We start from the raw sequence: 16,829 nt of genomic DNA on the forward strand, positions 1-16,829 counted from the left end.
AGCCGCTCGGCTCGTTCCTGATTTTGCCGCGCCGCGTGGGCGTGGTGCATGCGCCATGCGCTAGCTTCTTCGCCGCGCATGTCCCGCCTGCTCATCGTCTCGAACCGCCTCCCCGTGACCGTCCACGTCGATGAGGGCGACGTCTCCGTCGTCCCGTCGGCGGGCGGGCTGGTCACCGCGCTCCGGGGCCCTCACGAGCGCCACGGCGGCCTCTGGCTGGGCTGGCCGGGCGACGTCTCGCGCCTCGGCGCGGAGCAGCGCCAGGCGCTCGAGGAGCAGCTCGAGCAGCTCGGCGCCGTCCCGGTGCACCTCACCCCGGACGAGGTGAGCCGTTATTACGACGGCTTCTCGAACGGCGTCCTCTGGCCGCTGTTCCACTACCTGACCGAGAAGGTGCACCTCGACGCCCGGCGCGACTGGGAGAGCTACAGCGAGGTGAACGAGCGCTTCACCGAGGCGATCGTCGCCCGGTACAGGCCGGGCGATCGGGTCTGGGTCCACGACTACCAGCTCATGCTCGTGCCGGCGATGCTGCGCCGGCGCATCCCGGACGCGCGGATCGGCTTCTTCCTGCACATCCCGTTTCCGGCGGCCGAGATCTTCCGGAGCCTGCCGTGGCGGGAGCAGGTGCTGCGCGGCATGCTCGGCGCCGACGTCGTCGGGTTTCACACGACGTCCTATCGGTACCACTTCGTCTACTCCGCCGCGCGCGTGCTCGGCCTCGAGCCCGACCTCGAGACGCTCGCGTACGAGGGGCGGAAGGTGCGGCTCGGCGCCTATCCGGTCAGCATCGACGTCGACGAGTTCACGCGGCTCGCCCGGGACGAGGAGGTGCGCGCCGAGGCGCGGCGCATCCGCGAGCGCGCCCAGGGACGGAAGATCGTGCTCGGCATCGACCGGCTCGACTACACGAAGGGGATCCCGCGGCGCCTGCTCGCCATCGAGCGCTTCCTGGAGAGCGAGCCCGAGCTCCGGAGCCGGGTCCGGTTCGTCCAGCTCGCGGTGCCGACGCGCGAGAAGGTGGACGCCTACGCCGACTTCCGGCGCGTCGTGAACGAGCTCGTCGGTCGCATCAACGGCAGCTACGCGACGCTCGACGACGTCCCGATCCACTTCCTGCACCGGTCGATGCCCATGTCCGAGGTCGTCGCGCTCTACCTCGCCGCCGACGTGATGATGGTGACGCCGCTGCGCGACGGGATGAACCTGGTCTGCAAGGAGTACGTGGCCTCGCGGATCGACGACACCGGCGCCCTGGTGCTGAGCGAGTTCGCGGGCGCGGCCGCCGAGCTGATCGAGGCGCTCCCGGTCAACCCGTACGACATCGACTCGGTGGCCGCCACGATCAAGCGGGCGCTCGTCATGCCGCCGTCCGAGCAGCGCGTCCGGATGCAGGCGCTCCGGCGCCGCGTCATCACGCACGACGTGCACCGCTGGTCGCACGGCTTCCTGAACGATCTCGAGCGCGCGCGCAGCGCGGCGCCCGAGGTGGGGGCGGTCCGGCGGCGCGCCGACGCGCCGCAGCTCAACACGATCGCGAGCGCGCGCAGCGCGCCGTCGCTCGTCGTGATGCTCGACTACGACGGCACGCTCGTCCCGCTCGCGGCGATGCCCGAGCTCGCGCCGCCGGACGAGGAGCTCATCGCCGACCTGCGCGCGCTCGCGGCGCGCCCGCGGACGCAGGTGCACGTGGTGAGCGGCCGGCCGCGCGAGGACCTCGAGCGGTGGCTGGGCGAGCTGCCCATCAGCCTGCACGCGGAGCACGGGTTCTTCTCCCGCGCCGGCCCCGGCGAGCCCTGGGTCGCGCTCCGCGAGGCGTCGCTCGACTGGAAGCCGCGGGTCCGCGACATCCTCCAGGGCTTCGTCGACCGCACGGCGGGCAGCTTCATCGAGGAGAAGGTGGTGTCGATCGCGTGGCACTACCGGTCTGCCGACCCGGAGCTCGCCAGCCACATGGCCCGCGAGGTGCCGGCGAAGCTCGACGAGGTGCTGCGCGAGCGCGATCTCGAGCTGATCCCCGGCCGGAAGGTGCTGGAGGTGCGGCTGCGGGGCGTCAACAAGGGGGTGATCGTGCCGCGGGTGCTGGCGACGGTGACGCCCGAAGCGATGGTGGTCGCGCTCGGCGACGACAGGACGGACGAGGATCTGTTCGCGGCGCTCCCCCCCACGGCCCTCACCGTCCACGTGGGCGGCGGGGCGAGCACCGCGGCGTTTCAGCTGCCCGATCCGGCCGCGGCGCGGCGCTTCTTGCGCGCGCTCATCGCGTGAGCGCCCGCGCTGCGGCTCACGCCCTGGAGCGGCGGCCGCGGCGCCGGAGGGCGGCCCCGAGGAGCGCCGTCATCCCCGCGAGGGCCGCGCTCGATCCGGCGAGCGGGCCACCCGCGAGCGCCCCGGCGGCGCTGCACGAGCCGGCGTGGCCGGCGCAGCGGGCATCGGTGCCCTCTGCGGCCTCGTCTCCGGCCGCGGCGCAGTCGGCGGCGTCCGCGCCGGCGGCGGTGTCGCCGTCCGCGCCGGCGGCGGTGTCGCCGTCCGCATCGACGGCGGTGTCGCCGTCCGCGCCGACGGCGGTGTCGCCGTCGCTGGTGGCGGCGTCGCTGTCGCTTCCGGCAGCGGCCCCGTCGCTCCCGGCGGCGTCTTCATCGCTTCCGGCGGCTCTCATGGCGTTCGCGGTGTACGAGAGGCCGGCTCCGAACTCGTAGGCCCCGATGTCGATCGCGCCTGTGGTCGGCCGCTGCGGCGCTCCGCTGGCCGCGCGCACGCTCTTCGCGGGCGTGAACCGCGGTGCGGCGAGCGGGCTCGGGAACGGGTGGCCGGACGGGCTCGGCGTCCACCGGGCGCCGGCGTCGATGAGCGGGCTGCCCGCCGACGGGCGGAGGTCCATCGAGCCGACATCGGCGAACCCGGGATCGGCGCCCTGCAGCGTGCCAGTCCACGCCGCGGGGATGGCCGAAGAGCCGGTTGGAACCCAGTTGTTCGCGCCCGCGAGCAGCGCCGCTCCCGTCACCCAGCTCGCCGACCTGTCGACGTAGACCTCCACGCCGCCGCCGCCGAGCCGGTAGAACACGTTGTTGCTCATCTCGACGCTCTCGATGCCGTCGAACATCCGGATCGCCGGCCTCGACCCGGGGGCGAGCAGGAACGTGTTGTTGACGAACCGGAAGCGGCCGAACGTCTGCCCGGTGCCGTCGCCCCCGACGCGCGCGGCGAAGTGCTGGCCGGTCTGGCGGAAGACATTGCCGACCACGTCGGAGTCCTCGCGCGCGAGCCCCTCGTCCTGGCCGTCCGGCCCGATGAGCTCGATCTCGTGGTACTTCGCGCCCTCGATCCAGTTGTAATAGATCTCGTTCCGCTCCGCGCGGCTCTTCACGTTGTTGCCGCCGTTGCTGTCGTGGACATAGCAATGCCGCATGCGGAACACCGAACCGAGGCGCGTCTCCTCGTCGGTCGCGATGTAGATGGGGTGCCTGGTGTCGCCCGAGCCGCAGGCGTAGACCTCGACGTACTCCAGCGTGAACGAGCCCGACTCGGAGTCGGCGCCCAGGATGCCGTGCCCTGGGCAATCGTGCACCACCGCGTCGCGGATGGTGACGTCATGCGCGCGGTTGAACACGCAGCGGTTCGCGCCCCGGGTGATCTCGAAGCCCTCGAAGGTGTAATGATTGCCACCGAAGACCACCGTGTTCGTCCCTCCGGACAGCACAGGACGGCGGCCGTTCACGCGGACGCCGCGGATGGTGATCTTCTGCGCTTCGGTGCCGGATTTTTTGAAGATCAGATCCCCTGGATAGGTGGCGTCGCCCTGGACCTCGACCACATCTCCGGCAGCCAGGCGAGGGGCGACCTCGGCGAGGCTCGAATACGGCTTGCCTCGGCCCACCTCGTACGTCGCTGCGCTCGCCGGCGAGGCCGCGAGCAGCACGGAGAGCCCGATGCCCGGCGCGACGAGAGAGAGCGTGACGAGGTGCCTTGTGTTGAGTTGCTGCATCGCCCCAATCTCGCGTGCTGAGGAGTCCTGTTGCAAGCTGCTTTTTAATGAAATGCATGATGGGTAATTCAGGCGACACCTGACGGCGTGTAATACGTACCTTTCCTTCGGGGTTCTCCGGGGTTATGCCGATTGCTGACTCTCCGCATCGTCGAGCGGGATCGAGGGAATGAATGTAGGAGCCGAATCCGTGCGAAGGGAATCAGGGAGATTCGAGCGGTGTCCGGTCGCGTCTGGCACAGGAATTGATATGAAATATAAATCCAATAAAATTAAATAAATATGCCAATGCGCCAAGGATGCCAGGAGAACAAGAAGATCTGAGGTGAGGAAATCGATCGATGGGCACAAGAGGGTCCCGATCTCTCCTCTTGGCGTTCTTTGCGTCTTGGCGGTTTTTCTCTCCCTCTCTCTCGTCTGCCGGCGCGCGCGCGCCGGGGGGAGGTGGTCCCCCTCGGCACCGGCGTCGTTCCGTGCCATGGATCCGGCCATGTCCCGGATTGTCCTCGCCTCCACGTCTCCCTTCCGGAGGGCGCTCCTCGACCGCCTCGGGCTCGCGTACGAGGCCGTCACGCCGGCGTTCGACGAGATCGCGCCCGAGGGGCTGTCGCCCGTCGCCTGCGCCCGCCTCTTCGCGGAGGGCAAGGCGCTGAGCCTCGGGCGCGCGCGCGACGACGCCCTGATCATCGGCGCCGATCAGGCGCTCGATCTCGACGGCGAGCTCCTGCGCAAGCCGGCGTCGCTCGACGAGGCGGCGGACCAGCTCGGGCGGCTCGCCGGGCGCGTCCACGCGCTCCACACCGCGGTCGCGGTGCACGCGCCCCCGGGGCTGCCGCTCGCGCCGGGTGAGCCGCGGACGCTGGCCGAGACCGTCACGGTGGAGCTCCGCGTCCGGCCGCTCGCGCGCGCGCAGATCCGGCGCTACGTCGAGCTGGATCGGCCGATCGGCAGCGCGGGAGGGTACCTCTTCGAGAAGCACGGACCGTGGCTGTTCGACGACGTGCGCCACGCCGACGAGACGGCCATCGTGGGGCTGCCGCTCGTCCCGCTCTGCCGCCTCCTGCGCCGCTTCGGGGTCGATCCGCTCGGCGTGCCCGCGCGCGCGTGAGCCCCGTCAGCCCGAGCGGCCGCAGGACCGACGCGCGTCAGCCCGAGCAGCCGCAGGAGCGGCGGACGATGAGCTCGACAGGGAGCCGCGCCTGCGGCTCCGTGGCGACGCCCTGGATCCGCCGCACGAGCTCCAGGACGGCGAGGCGCCCGACGAGCTCCGTCGGCGGGCGGACGGTGGTGAGCGCCGGATCGAGGTGCCGCGCGGGCCCGATGTCGTCGAACCCCACCACCGACACATCGGCGGGGACGCGCCGCCCCTCGCTCCGCAGCGCATCCATCGCGCCGATCGAGGCGGCGTCGCACCAGCCGACGACCGCGTCGAACGCCGCCTGGTCGCGGAGCAGCGCGATCGTCGAGGCGCGCGCCTCCTCCGCGCCGAGCCCGCCGCGGCAGAGGCGCGGATCGAACGGGAGGCCATGGCGCAGGAGCGCGCCCCGGTAAGCCTCCTCGCGCCGCGCCGCGTCCTCGTTCCCCGCGGGGCCCCGCAGGAACGCGATGCGATGCCGGCCGTGCACCTGGACCAGATGAGCGATCGCCTCCCGCACGCCCGCCTCGTTGTCGATGACGATGCTGGGCAAGGAGAGGCCCGGCGGCGACGATCGATAGACGAGGAGCGCCGGGAACCCCTCGGCCGCGATCCGCCTCAGGCTCGCCTCCCCCATCGCGGCGCCGAAGATCAGGACACCATCGGTGTTGTGCCGGCCGAGCATCCGGTGCAGCGAGCTCTCCGATCGCAATGCAATCAAGAGATCATACCCCTCCTCCGTGGCCGCGCTCGCGACGACCTGCAGGAAGCTCGACATGAAATCGGTGCCGACCGTGGGCAGGAGAAAGCCGAGGGACCCAGTCCGGCCCTGCGCGAGGCTCCTCGCGGCAGCGTTCGCCACGTAGCCGAGATCGCGTATCGCAGCGAGCACCCGCTCGCGGGTCTTCGCGCTGCACTTGCCCCTGTCGTTCAGGACCCTGCTGACCGTCGCCGGAGACACCCCGGCGTGCCGGGCCACCTCCTCCATGCGTACCGACGGCCGAACGCCGGAGCTCATTGTGACCGCCTGAGGCGAAGATTTCATGTTGGCAAACAAGGCAAAGGAAAGCGCTTGCATCCTAGGAGGCATGGCGGGTTCCTGTCAAACCGTACTCCGCACACCGGCACAGTTTGACTCTCAAGGAAAAATTCCAAGGCACCAGCGCGCGCTGCGGCTGACCGACCGCCCCAGGCGCAGCGCTGGCGGCCGGCGCAGGCGGGCGGCTCGCGGCGCCGCGGGCGCGCCGGGGCTTCCGGGGAGCGCGGCCGTGGCGCGCCCTTTGCTAACCGTCGGTCGAGGGCCAAGCCTGCCGCTGGGCCCCTCCGACTGAGCACCTTCTGCCGGGCGACGCCGACGGGGCGGGCCAGGCGCTCGACGAGGTGAGGCCATGATGGAACGCCCGCCCTTCAAGGCGGCCGAGACGCTCACGGCCGCCGAGCTGTCCATGTCGTGGCCCGCCCTGGAGAACGAGGAGCGGGTGCAGGCCTATCGCCGCCTGCGGCGCGAGGAGGCGGAGGATTTCTTCCAGGGCCTCTCCACCGCCGACCAGGCCGCGCTCCTCGCCGCCCTCGCGAAGGGCGAGCGCAGGCTGTGGCTCCGCCTGCTCGCGCCCGACGACGTGGCGGACATCCTCCTCGAGGTGTCCCCGGCTGAGCAGGAAGAGCTCCTCTCGCTGCTCGACGAGCCGACACGGCGTGAAGTGAGCGCGCTCCTCGCCTACGCGGAGGACGAGGCCGGCGGGCTCATGAGCCCGTGGTTCGCGCGCGTGCGGCCGGAGGCGACGGTCGACGAGGCGATCAACTACCTCAAGCGACAGGCCAGAGATCACCTGGAGACCGTTTACTACGGTTATGTGCTCGACGCCGAGCAGCGGCTGCGCGGCGTGGTGTCGCTGCGACAGCTCATGATCTCGCCCGGCTACCGGCGCGTCAGCGACATCATGAAGACCGACGTCGTGTCGGTCAACGAGGACGCCGACCAGGAGGCGGTCGCGCGGCGCTTCGCGGAGCACGATCTCGTGGCGATACCCGTCGTCGACGGCGAGGGCCGCATGAAGGGGATCGTCACCGCCGACGACATCGTGGACGTCGTGGAAGAGGAGGCGACCGAGGACATCCAGAAGCTCGGCGGCATGCAGGCGCTCGACGCGCCGTACCTCCGGACGCCGCTCTTCAGGATGCTCGGCAAGCGCGCGGGCTGGCTCTCCGCGCTGTTCGTGGGCGAGCTCCTCACCGCCACCGCGATGGGGCACTACGAGGACGAGATCGCCCGCGCCGTGGTGCTGGCCCTCTTCGTGCCGCTCATCATCTCGAGCGGCGGCAACTCCGGATCTCAGGCGACGACGCTGGTCATCCGGGCGATGGCGCTCGGCGAGATCCGGCTCGGCGATTTCTTCCGCGTCAGCCGCCGGGAGCTCGCTTCGGGCCTCGCGCTCGGCGGGATCCTCGGCACGATCGGCTTCGTGCGCGTCATCGCCTGGGAGCATCTCTTCGGCGCCTACGGCCGGCACCACGTGCTGCTCGGGCTGACCGTCGCGATCAGCCTGGTCGGCGTCGTGACGTGGGGCACCCTGGCGGGCGCGCTCCTGCCGTTCGTGCTCCGGGCGCTCCGCTTCGACCCGGCGAGCGCCTCGGCCCCGTTCGTCGCGACCCTCGTCGACGTCTCCGGCCTCGTGATCTACTTCAGCATGGCCGAGCTCCTGCTCCGCGGGGTCCTCCTGTGAAGCGGGCGAGCGCCCGCCGCGGCGCCGATGCGCGGCGGTGATCGCGGCGCCGCGCCGGCGCGGCCGCTCGCGCCTGGGGGCGCCCGGGGGAGGGGAGGGCGCGAGCTGCGGGGTGCGCTCGCGCGCTACGGGTTGACGCGCGACTCGAGGTAGCGGGCCGCATAGGCGCCGATCGCGCGCGCGTCCTCGCGCCAGCGGCCGCCGATCGACAGCTTGTCCGCGTCGGCAGCGCTCAGGCTCGTGTTCGGGATGGGCGACGCCGTGCGGCTCGAGAGCTGGACCTCATCGAGCACCTTGCCGTCCGGCGTCGTGAGCCGGAGGGTCATCCTGATCTGGCTCGGGGCCGAGGAGACGACCGCGTAGAAGCCGGGGTTCATGTAGCCGACATAGGGCCTGATCACGAACTGCGCCGACGTCGTGCCGGTGGTCGGCGCGACCTCGATGCCCTCCTCCTTGGCGCGTTCGACCAGCGCCTTCGTGAACTCCTCGTTGACCGACTCCTTGTCCGCCATGTGGCGCTGGTAGTCGTCCCCGTCCTTGCTGGCGAGGTACCGGTCCTCGGCCTTGTCGATGATCTGGAGGCCCACGTAGTCGATGGGCATCAGGGCGAAATAGCGCTGGCCCACGAACGGATCGGGGCTCGCCTGGGTCACGACGCGCCAGCTCGGCGCGCACCCGGCGAGGGCCGCGAAGCCGAGCAGCGCGGCCGCGATGAAGCTGCGACGGTGCATAGGGGCCCGCCTTGTAGGCCATGTCCGAGCGCGCTGGCAAGCGCGGCCCCGCTCCCCGCACGCCGGCGGCGCGGCCCGGCCGGTGGCGCGCCGCGGCCGGCGCCTCCTCCGGCCCGGACGGGGCAGCTCCCTCGCTCGGGCGCGCGCGAGGCCCCGGACCGCGCGCCCATGTGCAATGGGCGGACATGATCCGAGCTGGCCTGTTGAATGCATCTTGATGCGACCGATGCAATCGCTACCTCGTACGAGGAGGCATTTCCATCGACGTTGGAGGTGAGCTCATGGTCTCGAATTTCATAGCAGGCCTCTTCGGCCTCTGGCCCATCGTGGTATTCCCGGCGTTCGGCGTCGACCCGCCTGAGGACGCGGGCGACAGCGGCTCGCAGGAGGTCGGCGCGCCCGAGCCGGGGAGCCCCGGCGAGAGCGCTCCGCGGTACGTCTATTCGATCTCCTGCATCGAGGGCAGGACGGGAAAGAAGACCTTCGGCACGGTCGACGATTTCTGCAGCGCCCTGCGCGACGAGCAGGTCTGCTCCGAGAGCGCGGCCCTCTTCGCGCTCCTCCACGGATGTCCCTGAGCGTTCGCGCGTTCGCGGCACAAACGCTTGACATCCGAGGGGGGCCTTGCTCTTCCTAGCGGGCGCGGACCCCCCGCGCGGCCCTCCCCCCCGCCAGGTCGCGCGCCTCGGAGGCTCAGAACGTGACGAACCTCTATCTCATCCGGCACGGAGAAGCGCTCGTCAACGTGAACCATATCGTGGGCGGGATGCGCGGGGACACCGGGCTGACGTCGCTCGGGGTCCTCCAGGCGGAGCGGCTGCGCGATCGCCTGGCCGCGACGCGCGAGATCACCGCCGATGTCGTGATCGCGAGCTCCTATCGCCGGGCGCAGCAGACCGCCGAGATCATCGCCCCCGCCCTGGGGCAGCCCCTCACGCTCGACGACGATGTCCAGGAGCTCCGCCCCGGCGAGGCGGACGGGATGCCGGTCGGAGAGGCGATGGTGCGCTATGCGATCGATTTCGAGCGCGAGCCGTACCGCCCGGCGAGCCCCGGCGGGGAGAGCTGGGCTCAGTTCATGCTGCGGGTCTCTGTCGCCCTCGATCGCATCACCCGCGAGCACGAAGGGCGGACGATCGTCGTCGTCACGCATGGCGGCTTCATCGACGTCGCGTTCCTCCATTTCTTCAAGATGAACGCGCTCGCGTTTCCGGTGGCGCACTTCGCCACCCGCCACACCTCGCTCACCCACTGGCAGCGCCGGCGGCGCTGGGGTCGAGCCGAGGCGTGGCACCTCGTCTATTACAACGACAGCGCTCACCTGCGCGACGTCGAGCGCACCGTGCGCATCCCCTGGGCGGAGCTCTCCACGCTGGCGCCCAGGATGGCGGAGGATCCGTCTGGGCCGCCGTCCTCGGAGAGCGGCGAAGGGCGCTAGCGCTCGCCGCGCGCGCCTCCTCGACCCCTCCGCGCCCCTCGGCTTGCGCCGCTGCCTCGGGGCGAGCTACATGACCCGCATGATGGGTCCTGTCCACGCAACCTTCCTCATCGCCGCTCCCGACCAGCCCGGTCTCGTCGCGCGACTCGCGGGGTTCTTCTACAACATCGGCCTGAACATCATCGACGCGAGCAATCACACGGATGCGTTCATGGACGAGGGACCGCGCTTCTTCATGCGCCTCGTCGTCGATCTGTCCGGCCTCTCCTCGCCGGCGGCGGTCACCGCCCTGGGCGGCTCGGCCACCCGCAGCGCGATCGAGGCCGCCTTTCGCGAGCTCGCCACGGCGCTCTCGGCGCGCTGGTCGGTCGATTACACCGATCACATCCCGAAGATGGCGGTCCTGGTCACCAAGGATCCTGCGTGTCTTTACGATCTCGTGCTCCGGCAGCGCGCGGGCGAGCTCCGCTGCGAGATCCCGCTCGTCATCTCCAATCACCCCACGCTCGAGGCGGTGGCCGAGAGCTTCAGGATCCCTTTCTTCTGCCTCCCGATCACGCAGGAGACCAAGCGCGAGCAGGAGCGCCAGGTGCTCCACCTGCTGAAGAGGCACCATGTCGACCTCGTCGTGCTCGCGCGGTACATGCAAATCCTGTCCGAGCAGATGCTCGATGAGGGGCCGCCCGTCATCAACATCCACCACGGGTTCTTGCCCGCGTTCCAGGGCGCGAAGCCCTATCATCAGGCGTACGCGCGCGGCGTGAAGCTCATCGGCGCGACGGCGCACTACGCCACCCGCGACCTGGACCAGGGGCCGATCATCGAGCAGGACGTCGCGCGCGTGAATCACCAGCTGGGCCCAGAGGAGATGACGCGGGTGGGGCGCGACGTGGAGCGACTCGTCCTCTCTCGCGCCGTCCGGGCGCACCTGGAGCGGCGGGTCATCGTCGAGGGCCGCCGGACCGTCGTTTTCTGACAGCCGAGGCGCGGTGGCTCCGAGGGCGGGATCCATCCTGAATGCGGGCCCCGGTGGGGGGCTCGGACGAGAAGAGGTTGAACCGCCAGGGCTGGAGAATCCCCTCATTTTGTGCCCGTATAGAGCGAGAAATTGAACAGGGAGGCGGGGAGGTGGGGAGTTTCTTTCCGAGATTTTACTCCCCGCCTCCCCGCCTCCCTGTGAATTTTCCGAAAAATTTGAGGGGATCCCTCAGCCGCCAGGGCACAAGGGTCGCCAGAAGAGAGGTTCGTCTCCGGGTTGTGCTGGCGCCCTGGCGGTCTTCTTCTCCGGATCGTCGCACGAGGCGCGGTCGATCATGGCCCTCGTGAGCGGGCGGAGAGCTCGCGCGGGGAGGTCAGGGATTGCGCTGCTGGCCAGACCAGGTCGTCTGGCCCGTGGCGCCGGGCCCGTAGCCCGATTGCTGGCCGACGCCCGACGGGCCATAAGCGCCCGATTGACCGACGGCCGACTGGCCGAGGGCGGCGCTCTGGCCGATGGCCGACTGGCCATAGCCGGCCTGGCCCTGCAGCGCCTGGCCGGATTGATGGCCGCCGTAGCCGAACCCAGCCTTGGACGGGATCTGGCCCTTGCCGGGGATCATCACGCCCTTGCCCGGACCGAAATCACCCTTGCCGGGGAGCACGCCCTGGCCCGGACCGAAATCACCCTTGCCGGGGAACATCACGCCCTGGCTCGGGACGAGTCCAACCTGGCTGGGGCCGAGCTCGGACTTCCCAGGCACGAGCTGGGCCGTGCCCATCCCCACGTATCCGCCCCTCGCCCCCTCGAGCGCCTGATCGGCCGACGCGATCGACGCGTCATCGAGCTCGATCGACTCGATATCGGCCTCGTCCGTGTTCGCCGCGCAACCGGCGGACAGAGCCGCAAAAAGAATTGCAGGCACCAGCATCTTGCTATGCATTGACATGGTCGGTTCCCCCCGATGTCCGCGAGGGCCCAGGAGGCCCAGACATCTCGGCTCACCGCAGAGCAGAGTGTGTGCCTGGCAGACGTGTGCAGACGTTTCCGCTCCCGGCATGCTTGACGTTCGCGCGGCGGCGGATGCAGCGCGCTCGAGCGATGGGCGCCCCGGTCCAGCCAGGGCGCACCGCGGATCCGAGGTACCGGGCGAAGCCTCGCCCGCAGGGCGCGCCGGCAGGGCGACCCCCCTGCGCGGGACACGCCGCGTCGAACCGCGTGTGCATCGCCGGGGCGCCGGAACGGGACGGTTCGTCCGAAGCCGACCCATCCGCCCCGGTCGCAGCCCTGTCAGCGAAGCGCCGCGCGCCCACGACGCACGAGCGCGCCGCCGCGGGGCGCCGAGGCGCGCCTCATGCGCCCCCGGACGGACGGTTCACGCCTGGGGCTTCTTCCCGAACAGCCAGCGCTTCGCCTCGTCGTCGACCGGCTGGCTCTGGTTCCGCAGCTCGCTTCCGGCCGCGAGCCCTCGCTCGACGGCAGCCCGCGCGCGCACCGCGTCGATCCACCGCTTGAAATTCGGGAGCTCGTCGGCCGAGAGCCCGAATCGGTCGAACAGAATCGCCCAGGGGAAGCTCGCGATGTCGGCGATCGAGTACTCGCCCGCCAGGTAGGGCCGGTCCGCGAGCCGCTTATCCATCACGCCGTAGAGCCGGCGAACCTCGTTCGTGTAGCGCTCGATCGCATACGGGATCTTCTCCGGCGCGTACTGGCCGAAGTGCCCCGCCTGGCCGCTCATCGGGCCGAGGCCGCCCATTTGCCACATGAGCCACTGGGCCACCTCGTAACGGCCGCGCAGGTCCGAGGGCATGAGCTGGCCCGTCTTCTCCGCGAGATAGAGCAGGATCGCGCCCGACTCGAACACGGAGATCGGCGCCCCGCCGCCCGGCGGATCGTGATCGACGATCGCGGGCATCCGGTTGTTGGGGCTGATCGCGAGGAACTCCGGCTTGAACTGCTCGCCCCGCCCGATGTTGACCGGGATGAGCTTGTACGGGAGTCCCGTCTCCTCGAGCATTATGCTGATCTTCCAGCCGTTCGGGGTGGGCCAGTAATAGAGATCGATCATCGTGCGCTCCGTCTCCGTGGTGTGTCGCCGATCGCGACGGCGTGCTGTCTCAGGATCTGGATCGTCTGCAGGGCGCCGCGTCGCAGCGCGCCGGCGTCACCCTGCGCCTCGGGCATCGGTGGCACGTCGACCCCGGGGGAGCAACCGGGGATCGGCGCGTCAGCGCGGCGACCCCGCCGGGCGGCGCGTCGCTCCGTCGACGAGCGCGCGCAGCGCCGCGACGTGCGCGGGCCCGGTCCCGCAGCACCCGCCCACGATCGTGGCGCCCGCCTCGGTCCAGCCGCGCGCGAGCTCCGCGTAGCGCGCGGCCGCCGAGCGGCCCTGCCCCTCGCGCCAGCCGAGCCCCTCGGTCGCCGCGCCGGCGTTCGCGTAGGCCCCGAACGGAACGCCGCACGCCGCGAGCCGCTCGACGTGCGCGAGCGTCCGGGTCGCGGGGGTGCAGTTGACCAGCACGGCCCGCGCGCCGCGGGCGGCCGCCTCCCGCGCGGCGACGCCGATGTCCTCGGGCGACAGGAGATCCGCGTCCGGACCCGCCGTGAACGACACCCACGCTTCGATGCCCGTGGCGACCGCCTCCTCGAGCGCCACGAGCGCCTCGCCGACGTGCGGGAACGTCTCGCAGAGGAGGACGTCGACGCCCGCCGCCGCGAGCGCCTCGGCGAGCTCGCGGTGCTCCTGCCGCGCGGCGGCCGGGCTGAGGTCCGGCCGATAGCAGTCCTCGAGCGGCGCGATGCTCCCGGCGACCCGGTGCCGCGGGTCCACCTCGCGCACGGCCTCGCGCGCGAGTGAGACCGCCCGCGCCAGGAGCTCGGCCCACGCGGCGCCCGCCTGCCTCCGCTTCGTGCGGAACGTGTTCGCCGTGTGCACCGTGGCCCCCGCGCGCGCGTAGTCCCGGTGGATCGCGCGCACGACGTCGCAGCCGCGCGCGTCGAGCAGGGCCGCGGCGCTCCAGAGCGGCGCCGGCGTCTCGACCCCCCTCGCGGCGAGCTCGGTCCCGAGCGGGCCGTCAAGCACCACGAGTTCGGCCTCAGCCGTTGCGACGACTGGCCTGAACGGCTCTCCGGACCCGTCCACCATGTAGGCTCCGGTATGTCCGTGACCGGCGCTCAAGGCAACCCCCGATTCCTGCCGTGGACCCGCTGTACTGTTGCAGGTATGCGGGACCCGCACAGCGCACCGTCCCGACCACTATGCCGCAGGAAGAACGATGGAATTCTCTTTCACCCCGGGAATTTACTTGCCAGGTATGGGGGGGCTGCGGCACCGTTTGAAATGAAATCATCTTCCCCTCATTCCACTCAACTCGCGGGAGTCGTGGCGTCCAACAAGCAGCCATCGCTTGAAGGACCGACAGGGGTGGAGCTCCCTCTGGCCAGCCCGAGGCCAGGTGACCTCCGTCAGTGAGCCAAACGAAAGGAATGCCCATCATGATTCGTCAGCCCATCCGTTCTTCCAAGTCGCTCGTTCTCAGTGTTGCGCTCGGCGTCATCACGGCGGCCGGGTTCACCGGATGCATCGCGTCGGACGAGCCGATCGTCGATGACGCGGTAGAGCACGAGCGGATCACGCAGGCCGAGCTGTCCGCCCTCCCGGCGGGGGAGTTCCTGCGCCTCGACATGAACCCGAAGACGGTCTACGCCCTCGACTACTCGGCGTCGCCGATCGACTACGCGCGCATCAAGCTCTCCGCCAGCGATGGCAAGGAGATCCTGCTCGCGGAGCAGATGGCCGCGGTGCAGAACGCCGACTACGGCGATTACCCGCCGCCCGTCCTGACGGAGGCTTCGGATCAGAGGTTCAGCATCTCCTCGGACGCGGCCTCCTTCGGCAAGCTGTCGGACACCGAGCTCGACCAGCTGAAGACCGACGGGTTCTTCTACTCGGAGAAGCCCGTGACGTCCCCGAACGCGGGCCCGCAGAGCACCGACCCCGAGTGCATCCACGCGTATTGCGAGGTCTGTGTCGACAACAACACCGGCGGGTGGCCCGAGACCTGGCTGCCCGGTTCGTACACCTGCTACCTCATCGAGCACGTGTGGTGCTGAACCTCGCCTGACGATCTCCACCCCCTCGCCGGCGAGGCCTCGTTGATGCGTCCGCTCTCGGTTTGGTGCGTTGCGTCGCTCGCCCTCGCGGCCGCGGGGTGCGGAGACGATGGACCGGTGCTCCCGAGCGGCCTCCCGCGGCCGCTCGCGGGGGTCTACCTCGACTTCGGCCCGGCGCCGGAGGAGGAGCGCTTCCGCGCGCTGATCGGGTTCCCGACCCGGGACGTCCCCGGGCTCGAGAGCGCGATCGAGGACATGTACGATCCCGGGAAGCCGGAGACGTTCCGGAAGTACATGTCGGTCGACACCTGGATGGAGCGTTACGCCCCGTCCGAGAGCGATATCGCGGCCGTCGAGGCCTGGCTCACCCAGCACAGGATGGAGATCCGGCGCCGGTCGAAGAACCGGCTCCTGCTCGAGTTCGCGGGCACGGTCGAGCAGTTCAACACCGCCTTCGACACCGAGCTCCGCGACTTCGAGCGCGAGAACCCCTCGAAGGGCGGCAATCCGCTCCGCACGTTCGGCGCGCTGGAGCCGCTCAGGCCGCCGCAGAACATCATCGACCTCACGTCGGGCGTCATCGCGGTCGACGTCCCGGCGGACACCGAGCCGCTCCCCGGCGAGGGGGGCTCGATCGAGACGGAGCTCCCGGAGGAGCTGGCGCAGGGGCTCGCGCCGGCGCAGATCGCGCGCGCCTATGCGGTCGACAGGCTCCACGACGGCGGGCACCGCGGGCAGGGCGTGAAGCTCGGCGTCGTGGTCGGGGCGACGTTCAAGACCAGGGATCTCCAGTCTTTCTGGCGATCGTTCGGCGTGATGCCGCGCGACAACCCGGAGGTCGTGGTCACGGCGGATCCGATCTCGACCCGCTACCTCGAGACGACGCTGGACATTCAGTGGTCGGGCGTGATGGCGCCCGACGCGGAGCTCATCGCGTACGAGGGGCCGGACGCGCGCACCCTCTCCATCCTCTATGCGTGGAACGAGGCGATCGCGGCCGGCGAGGTGTCGGTGCTCTCGACGTCGTTCGCGCACCGCGAGGAGACGGAGGCGCAGCCGATCCGGGAGCAGTACCACGAGGCGTCGCGGATGGGCGCGGCGCTCGGGATGACGATCGTCGTCGCGAGCGGCGACTCGAGCCGGCCGGACGTGCCGTCGTCGAGCCCGTACGTGACGTGCGTCGGCGGGACGATGCTCGAGTTCGGCGACGACGGCGAGGTCGCGCGCGAGGTGGCGTGGAGCGGCTCGGGGTCGGGGCGATCGCGCGCCTTCAAGACCCCGTGGTGGCAGGAGGGCGTCGTCCTGGACGCGCAGGGGCAGCGCGCCGTCTCCGACGTCGCGCTGAACGCCTCGTCGGACTCCACGTACTGGCTCTACTACCTGGGCGAGTGGGAGCGGCGCAGCGGCACGTCGTTCGCAGCCCCTGTGTTCGCCGGCCTGATGGCGTCGGTGAACAGCCAGAGGATCGCGCAGGGCAAGCCCGTCGTGGGCTGGCTGAACCGGGCGCTCTACACCGACGCGAAGGTGCAGGCGGCCTTCCGCGACATCACGGCGGGCAAGACCCCCGAGGGGTTCAGCGCGGGGCCCGGCTGGGACTATCCGACCGGCTGGGGCGCTCCGCTCGCGGACAAGCTCGCCGAGGCGCTGCCGTAGGCCGCGGCATCCCCTCGAGCACGCCCGGCCAGCTCGCAGCCCGTCGTGTCCGGAGCGCCGATGCGTCATCCTGGG

At 70.7% G+C, this 16,829-nt stretch carries 14 protein-coding genes; 8 read left to right on the forward strand and 6 right to left on the reverse strand.

From position 1 onward, the window contains the following. Positions 1 to 78: 78 nt before the first annotated feature. On the forward strand, positions 79 to 2,268 hold the full coding sequence (locus WMF36_RS02765; protein WP_437578011.1) for a bifunctional alpha,alpha-trehalose-phosphate synthase (UDP-forming)/trehalose-phosphatase: 2,190 nt from the start codon (positions 79 to 81) through the stop codon (positions 2,266 to 2,268). Between the two features lie 16 nt (positions 2,269 to 2,284). On the opposite strand, the gene WMF36_RS02770 is transcribed toward WMF36_RS02765, so the two are convergent. Beyond that, complete coding sequence (locus WMF36_RS02770) at positions 2,285 to 3,985, reverse strand: right-handed parallel beta-helix repeat-containing protein (RefSeq protein WP_437578012.1); 1,701 nt, start codon at positions 3,983 to 3,985, stop codon at positions 2,285 to 2,287. A 490-nt stretch (positions 3,986 to 4,475) separates the two neighbouring features. Between WMF36_RS02770 and WMF36_RS02775 the strand changes: the two genes are divergently transcribed. Further along, positions 4,476 to 5,093, forward strand: a complete 618-nt coding sequence (locus WMF36_RS02775) for a Maf family protein (RefSeq protein ID WP_437578013.1) — start codon at positions 4,476 to 4,478, stop codon at positions 5,091 to 5,093. Between the two features lie 37 nt (positions 5,094 to 5,130). Here WMF36_RS02775 and WMF36_RS02780 read toward each other — a convergent pair whose 3' ends face one another. Beyond that, positions 5,131 to 6,138: a LacI family DNA-binding transcriptional regulator gene (locus WMF36_RS02780; RefSeq protein WP_437578014.1), complete on the reverse strand. Its 1,008-nt coding sequence runs from the start codon at positions 6,136 to 6,138 to the stop codon at positions 5,131 to 5,133. Positions 6,139 to 6,508: 370 nt separating this feature from the next. Here WMF36_RS02780 and mgtE point away from each other — a divergent pair, with 370 nt between their 5' ends. Further along, complete coding sequence (gene mgtE, locus WMF36_RS02785) at positions 6,509 to 7,843, forward strand: magnesium transporter (protein WP_437578015.1); 1,335 nt, start codon at positions 6,509 to 6,511, stop codon at positions 7,841 to 7,843. A 125-nt stretch (positions 7,844 to 7,968) separates the two neighbouring features. Here mgtE and WMF36_RS02790 read toward each other — a convergent pair whose 3' ends face one another. Next, entirely contained in the window at positions 7,969 to 8,574 is a 606-nt protein-coding gene (locus WMF36_RS02790; protein ID WP_437578016.1) for a hypothetical protein, read from the reverse strand. Positions 8,575 to 8,855: 281 nt separating this feature from the next. Between WMF36_RS02790 and WMF36_RS02795 the strand changes: the two genes are divergently transcribed. The 3 genes from WMF36_RS02795 (at position 8,856) to purU (ending at position 10,988) form a co-directional block, all read left to right on the forward strand. Next, positions 8,856 to 9,152: a hypothetical protein gene (locus WMF36_RS02795; RefSeq protein WP_437578017.1), complete on the forward strand. Its 297-nt coding sequence runs from the start codon at positions 8,856 to 8,858 to the stop codon at positions 9,150 to 9,152. 122 nt (positions 9,153 to 9,274) lie between these two features. After that, positions 9,275 to 10,012: a histidine phosphatase family protein gene (locus WMF36_RS02800; RefSeq protein ID WP_437578018.1), complete on the forward strand. Its 738-nt coding sequence runs from the start codon at positions 9,275 to 9,277 to the stop codon at positions 10,010 to 10,012. 82 nt (positions 10,013 to 10,094) lie between these two features. Further along, entirely contained in the window at positions 10,095 to 10,988 is an 894-nt protein-coding gene (gene purU, locus WMF36_RS02805; RefSeq protein WP_437581844.1) for a formyltetrahydrofolate deformylase, read from the forward strand. A gap of 376 nt (positions 10,989 to 11,364) precedes the next feature. On the opposite strand, the gene WMF36_RS02810 is transcribed toward purU, so the two are convergent. From WMF36_RS02810 to WMF36_RS02820, 3 genes are all read right to left on the reverse strand, one after another. After that, positions 11,365 to 11,937 carry a hypothetical protein gene (locus WMF36_RS02810; protein WP_437578019.1) on the reverse strand — a complete coding sequence of 191 codons (573 nt, stop codon included), beginning with the start codon at positions 11,935 to 11,937 and terminating at the stop codon, positions 11,365 to 11,367. Positions 11,938 to 12,363: 426 nt separating this feature from the next. Further along, positions 12,364 to 13,056, reverse strand: a complete 693-nt coding sequence (locus tag WMF36_RS02815) for a glutathione S-transferase N-terminal domain-containing protein (protein WP_437578020.1) — start codon at positions 13,054 to 13,056, stop codon at positions 12,364 to 12,366. A 159-nt stretch (positions 13,057 to 13,215) separates the two neighbouring features. Next, a complete protein-coding gene (locus tag WMF36_RS02820) occupies positions 13,216 to 14,073 on the reverse strand; it encodes a homocysteine S-methyltransferase family protein (RefSeq protein ID WP_437578021.1) in 858 nt (285 codons plus the stop codon). Positions 14,074 to 14,483: 410 nt separating this feature from the next. On the opposite strand from WMF36_RS02820, the gene WMF36_RS02825 reads away from it, so the two are divergent. Beyond that, positions 14,484 to 15,101, forward strand: a complete 618-nt coding sequence (locus WMF36_RS02825) for a hypothetical protein (RefSeq protein ID WP_437578022.1) — start codon at positions 14,484 to 14,486, stop codon at positions 15,099 to 15,101. 117 nt (positions 15,102 to 15,218) lie between these two features. After that, positions 15,219 to 16,754, forward strand: coding sequence for a S53 family peptidase (locus WMF36_RS02830; RefSeq protein WP_437578023.1), 1,536 nt, complete (start codon positions 15,219 to 15,221; stop codon positions 16,752 to 16,754). Positions 16,755 to 16,829: the final 75 nt, after the last annotated feature.

Origin of the sequence: Sorangium sp. So ce887 (assembly GCF_051521455.1) — a bacterium.
Taxonomy (GTDB): Bacteria; Myxococcota_A; Polyangia; order Polyangiales; family Polyangiaceae; genus Sorangium.

Bases quoted from the DNA above. Each gene is read 5' to 3' on its own strand.
- WMF36_RS02765 (WP_437578011.1), top strand. From the start codon at position 79: ATGTCCCGCCTGCTCATCGTCTCGAACCGCCTCCCCGTGACCGTCCAC.
- WMF36_RS02770 (WP_437578012.1), bottom strand. From the start codon at position 3,985: ATGCAGCAACTCAACACAAGGCACCTCGTCACGCTCTCTCTCGTCGCG.
- WMF36_RS02775 (WP_437578013.1), top strand. From the start codon at position 4,476: ATGTCCCGGATTGTCCTCGCCTCCACGTCTCCCTTCCGGAGGGCGCTC.
- WMF36_RS02780 (WP_437578014.1), bottom strand. From the start codon at position 6,138: ATGAGCTCCGGCGTTCGGCCGTCGGTACGCATGGAGGAGGTGGCCCGG.
- mgtE (WP_437578015.1), top strand. From the start codon at position 6,509: ATGATGGAACGCCCGCCCTTCAAGGCGGCCGAGACGCTCACGGCCGCC.
- WMF36_RS02790 (WP_437578016.1), bottom strand. From the start codon at position 8,574: ATGCACCGTCGCAGCTTCATCGCGGCCGCGCTGCTCGGCTTCGCGGCC.
- WMF36_RS02795 (WP_437578017.1), top strand. From the start codon at position 8,856: ATGGTCTCGAATTTCATAGCAGGCCTCTTCGGCCTCTGGCCCATCGTG.
- purU (WP_437581844.1), top strand. From the start codon at position 10,095: ATGGGTCCTGTCCACGCAACCTTCCTCATCGCCGCTCCCGACCAGCCC.
- WMF36_RS02810 (WP_437578019.1), bottom strand. From the start codon at position 11,937: ATGTCAATGCATAGCAAGATGCTGGTGCCTGCAATTCTTTTTGCGGCT.
- WMF36_RS02815 (WP_437578020.1), bottom strand. From the start codon at position 13,056: ATGATCGATCTCTATTACTGGCCCACCCCGAACGGCTGGAAGATCAGC.
- WMF36_RS02825 (WP_437578022.1), top strand. From the start codon at position 14,484: ATGATTCGTCAGCCCATCCGTTCTTCCAAGTCGCTCGTTCTCAGTGTT.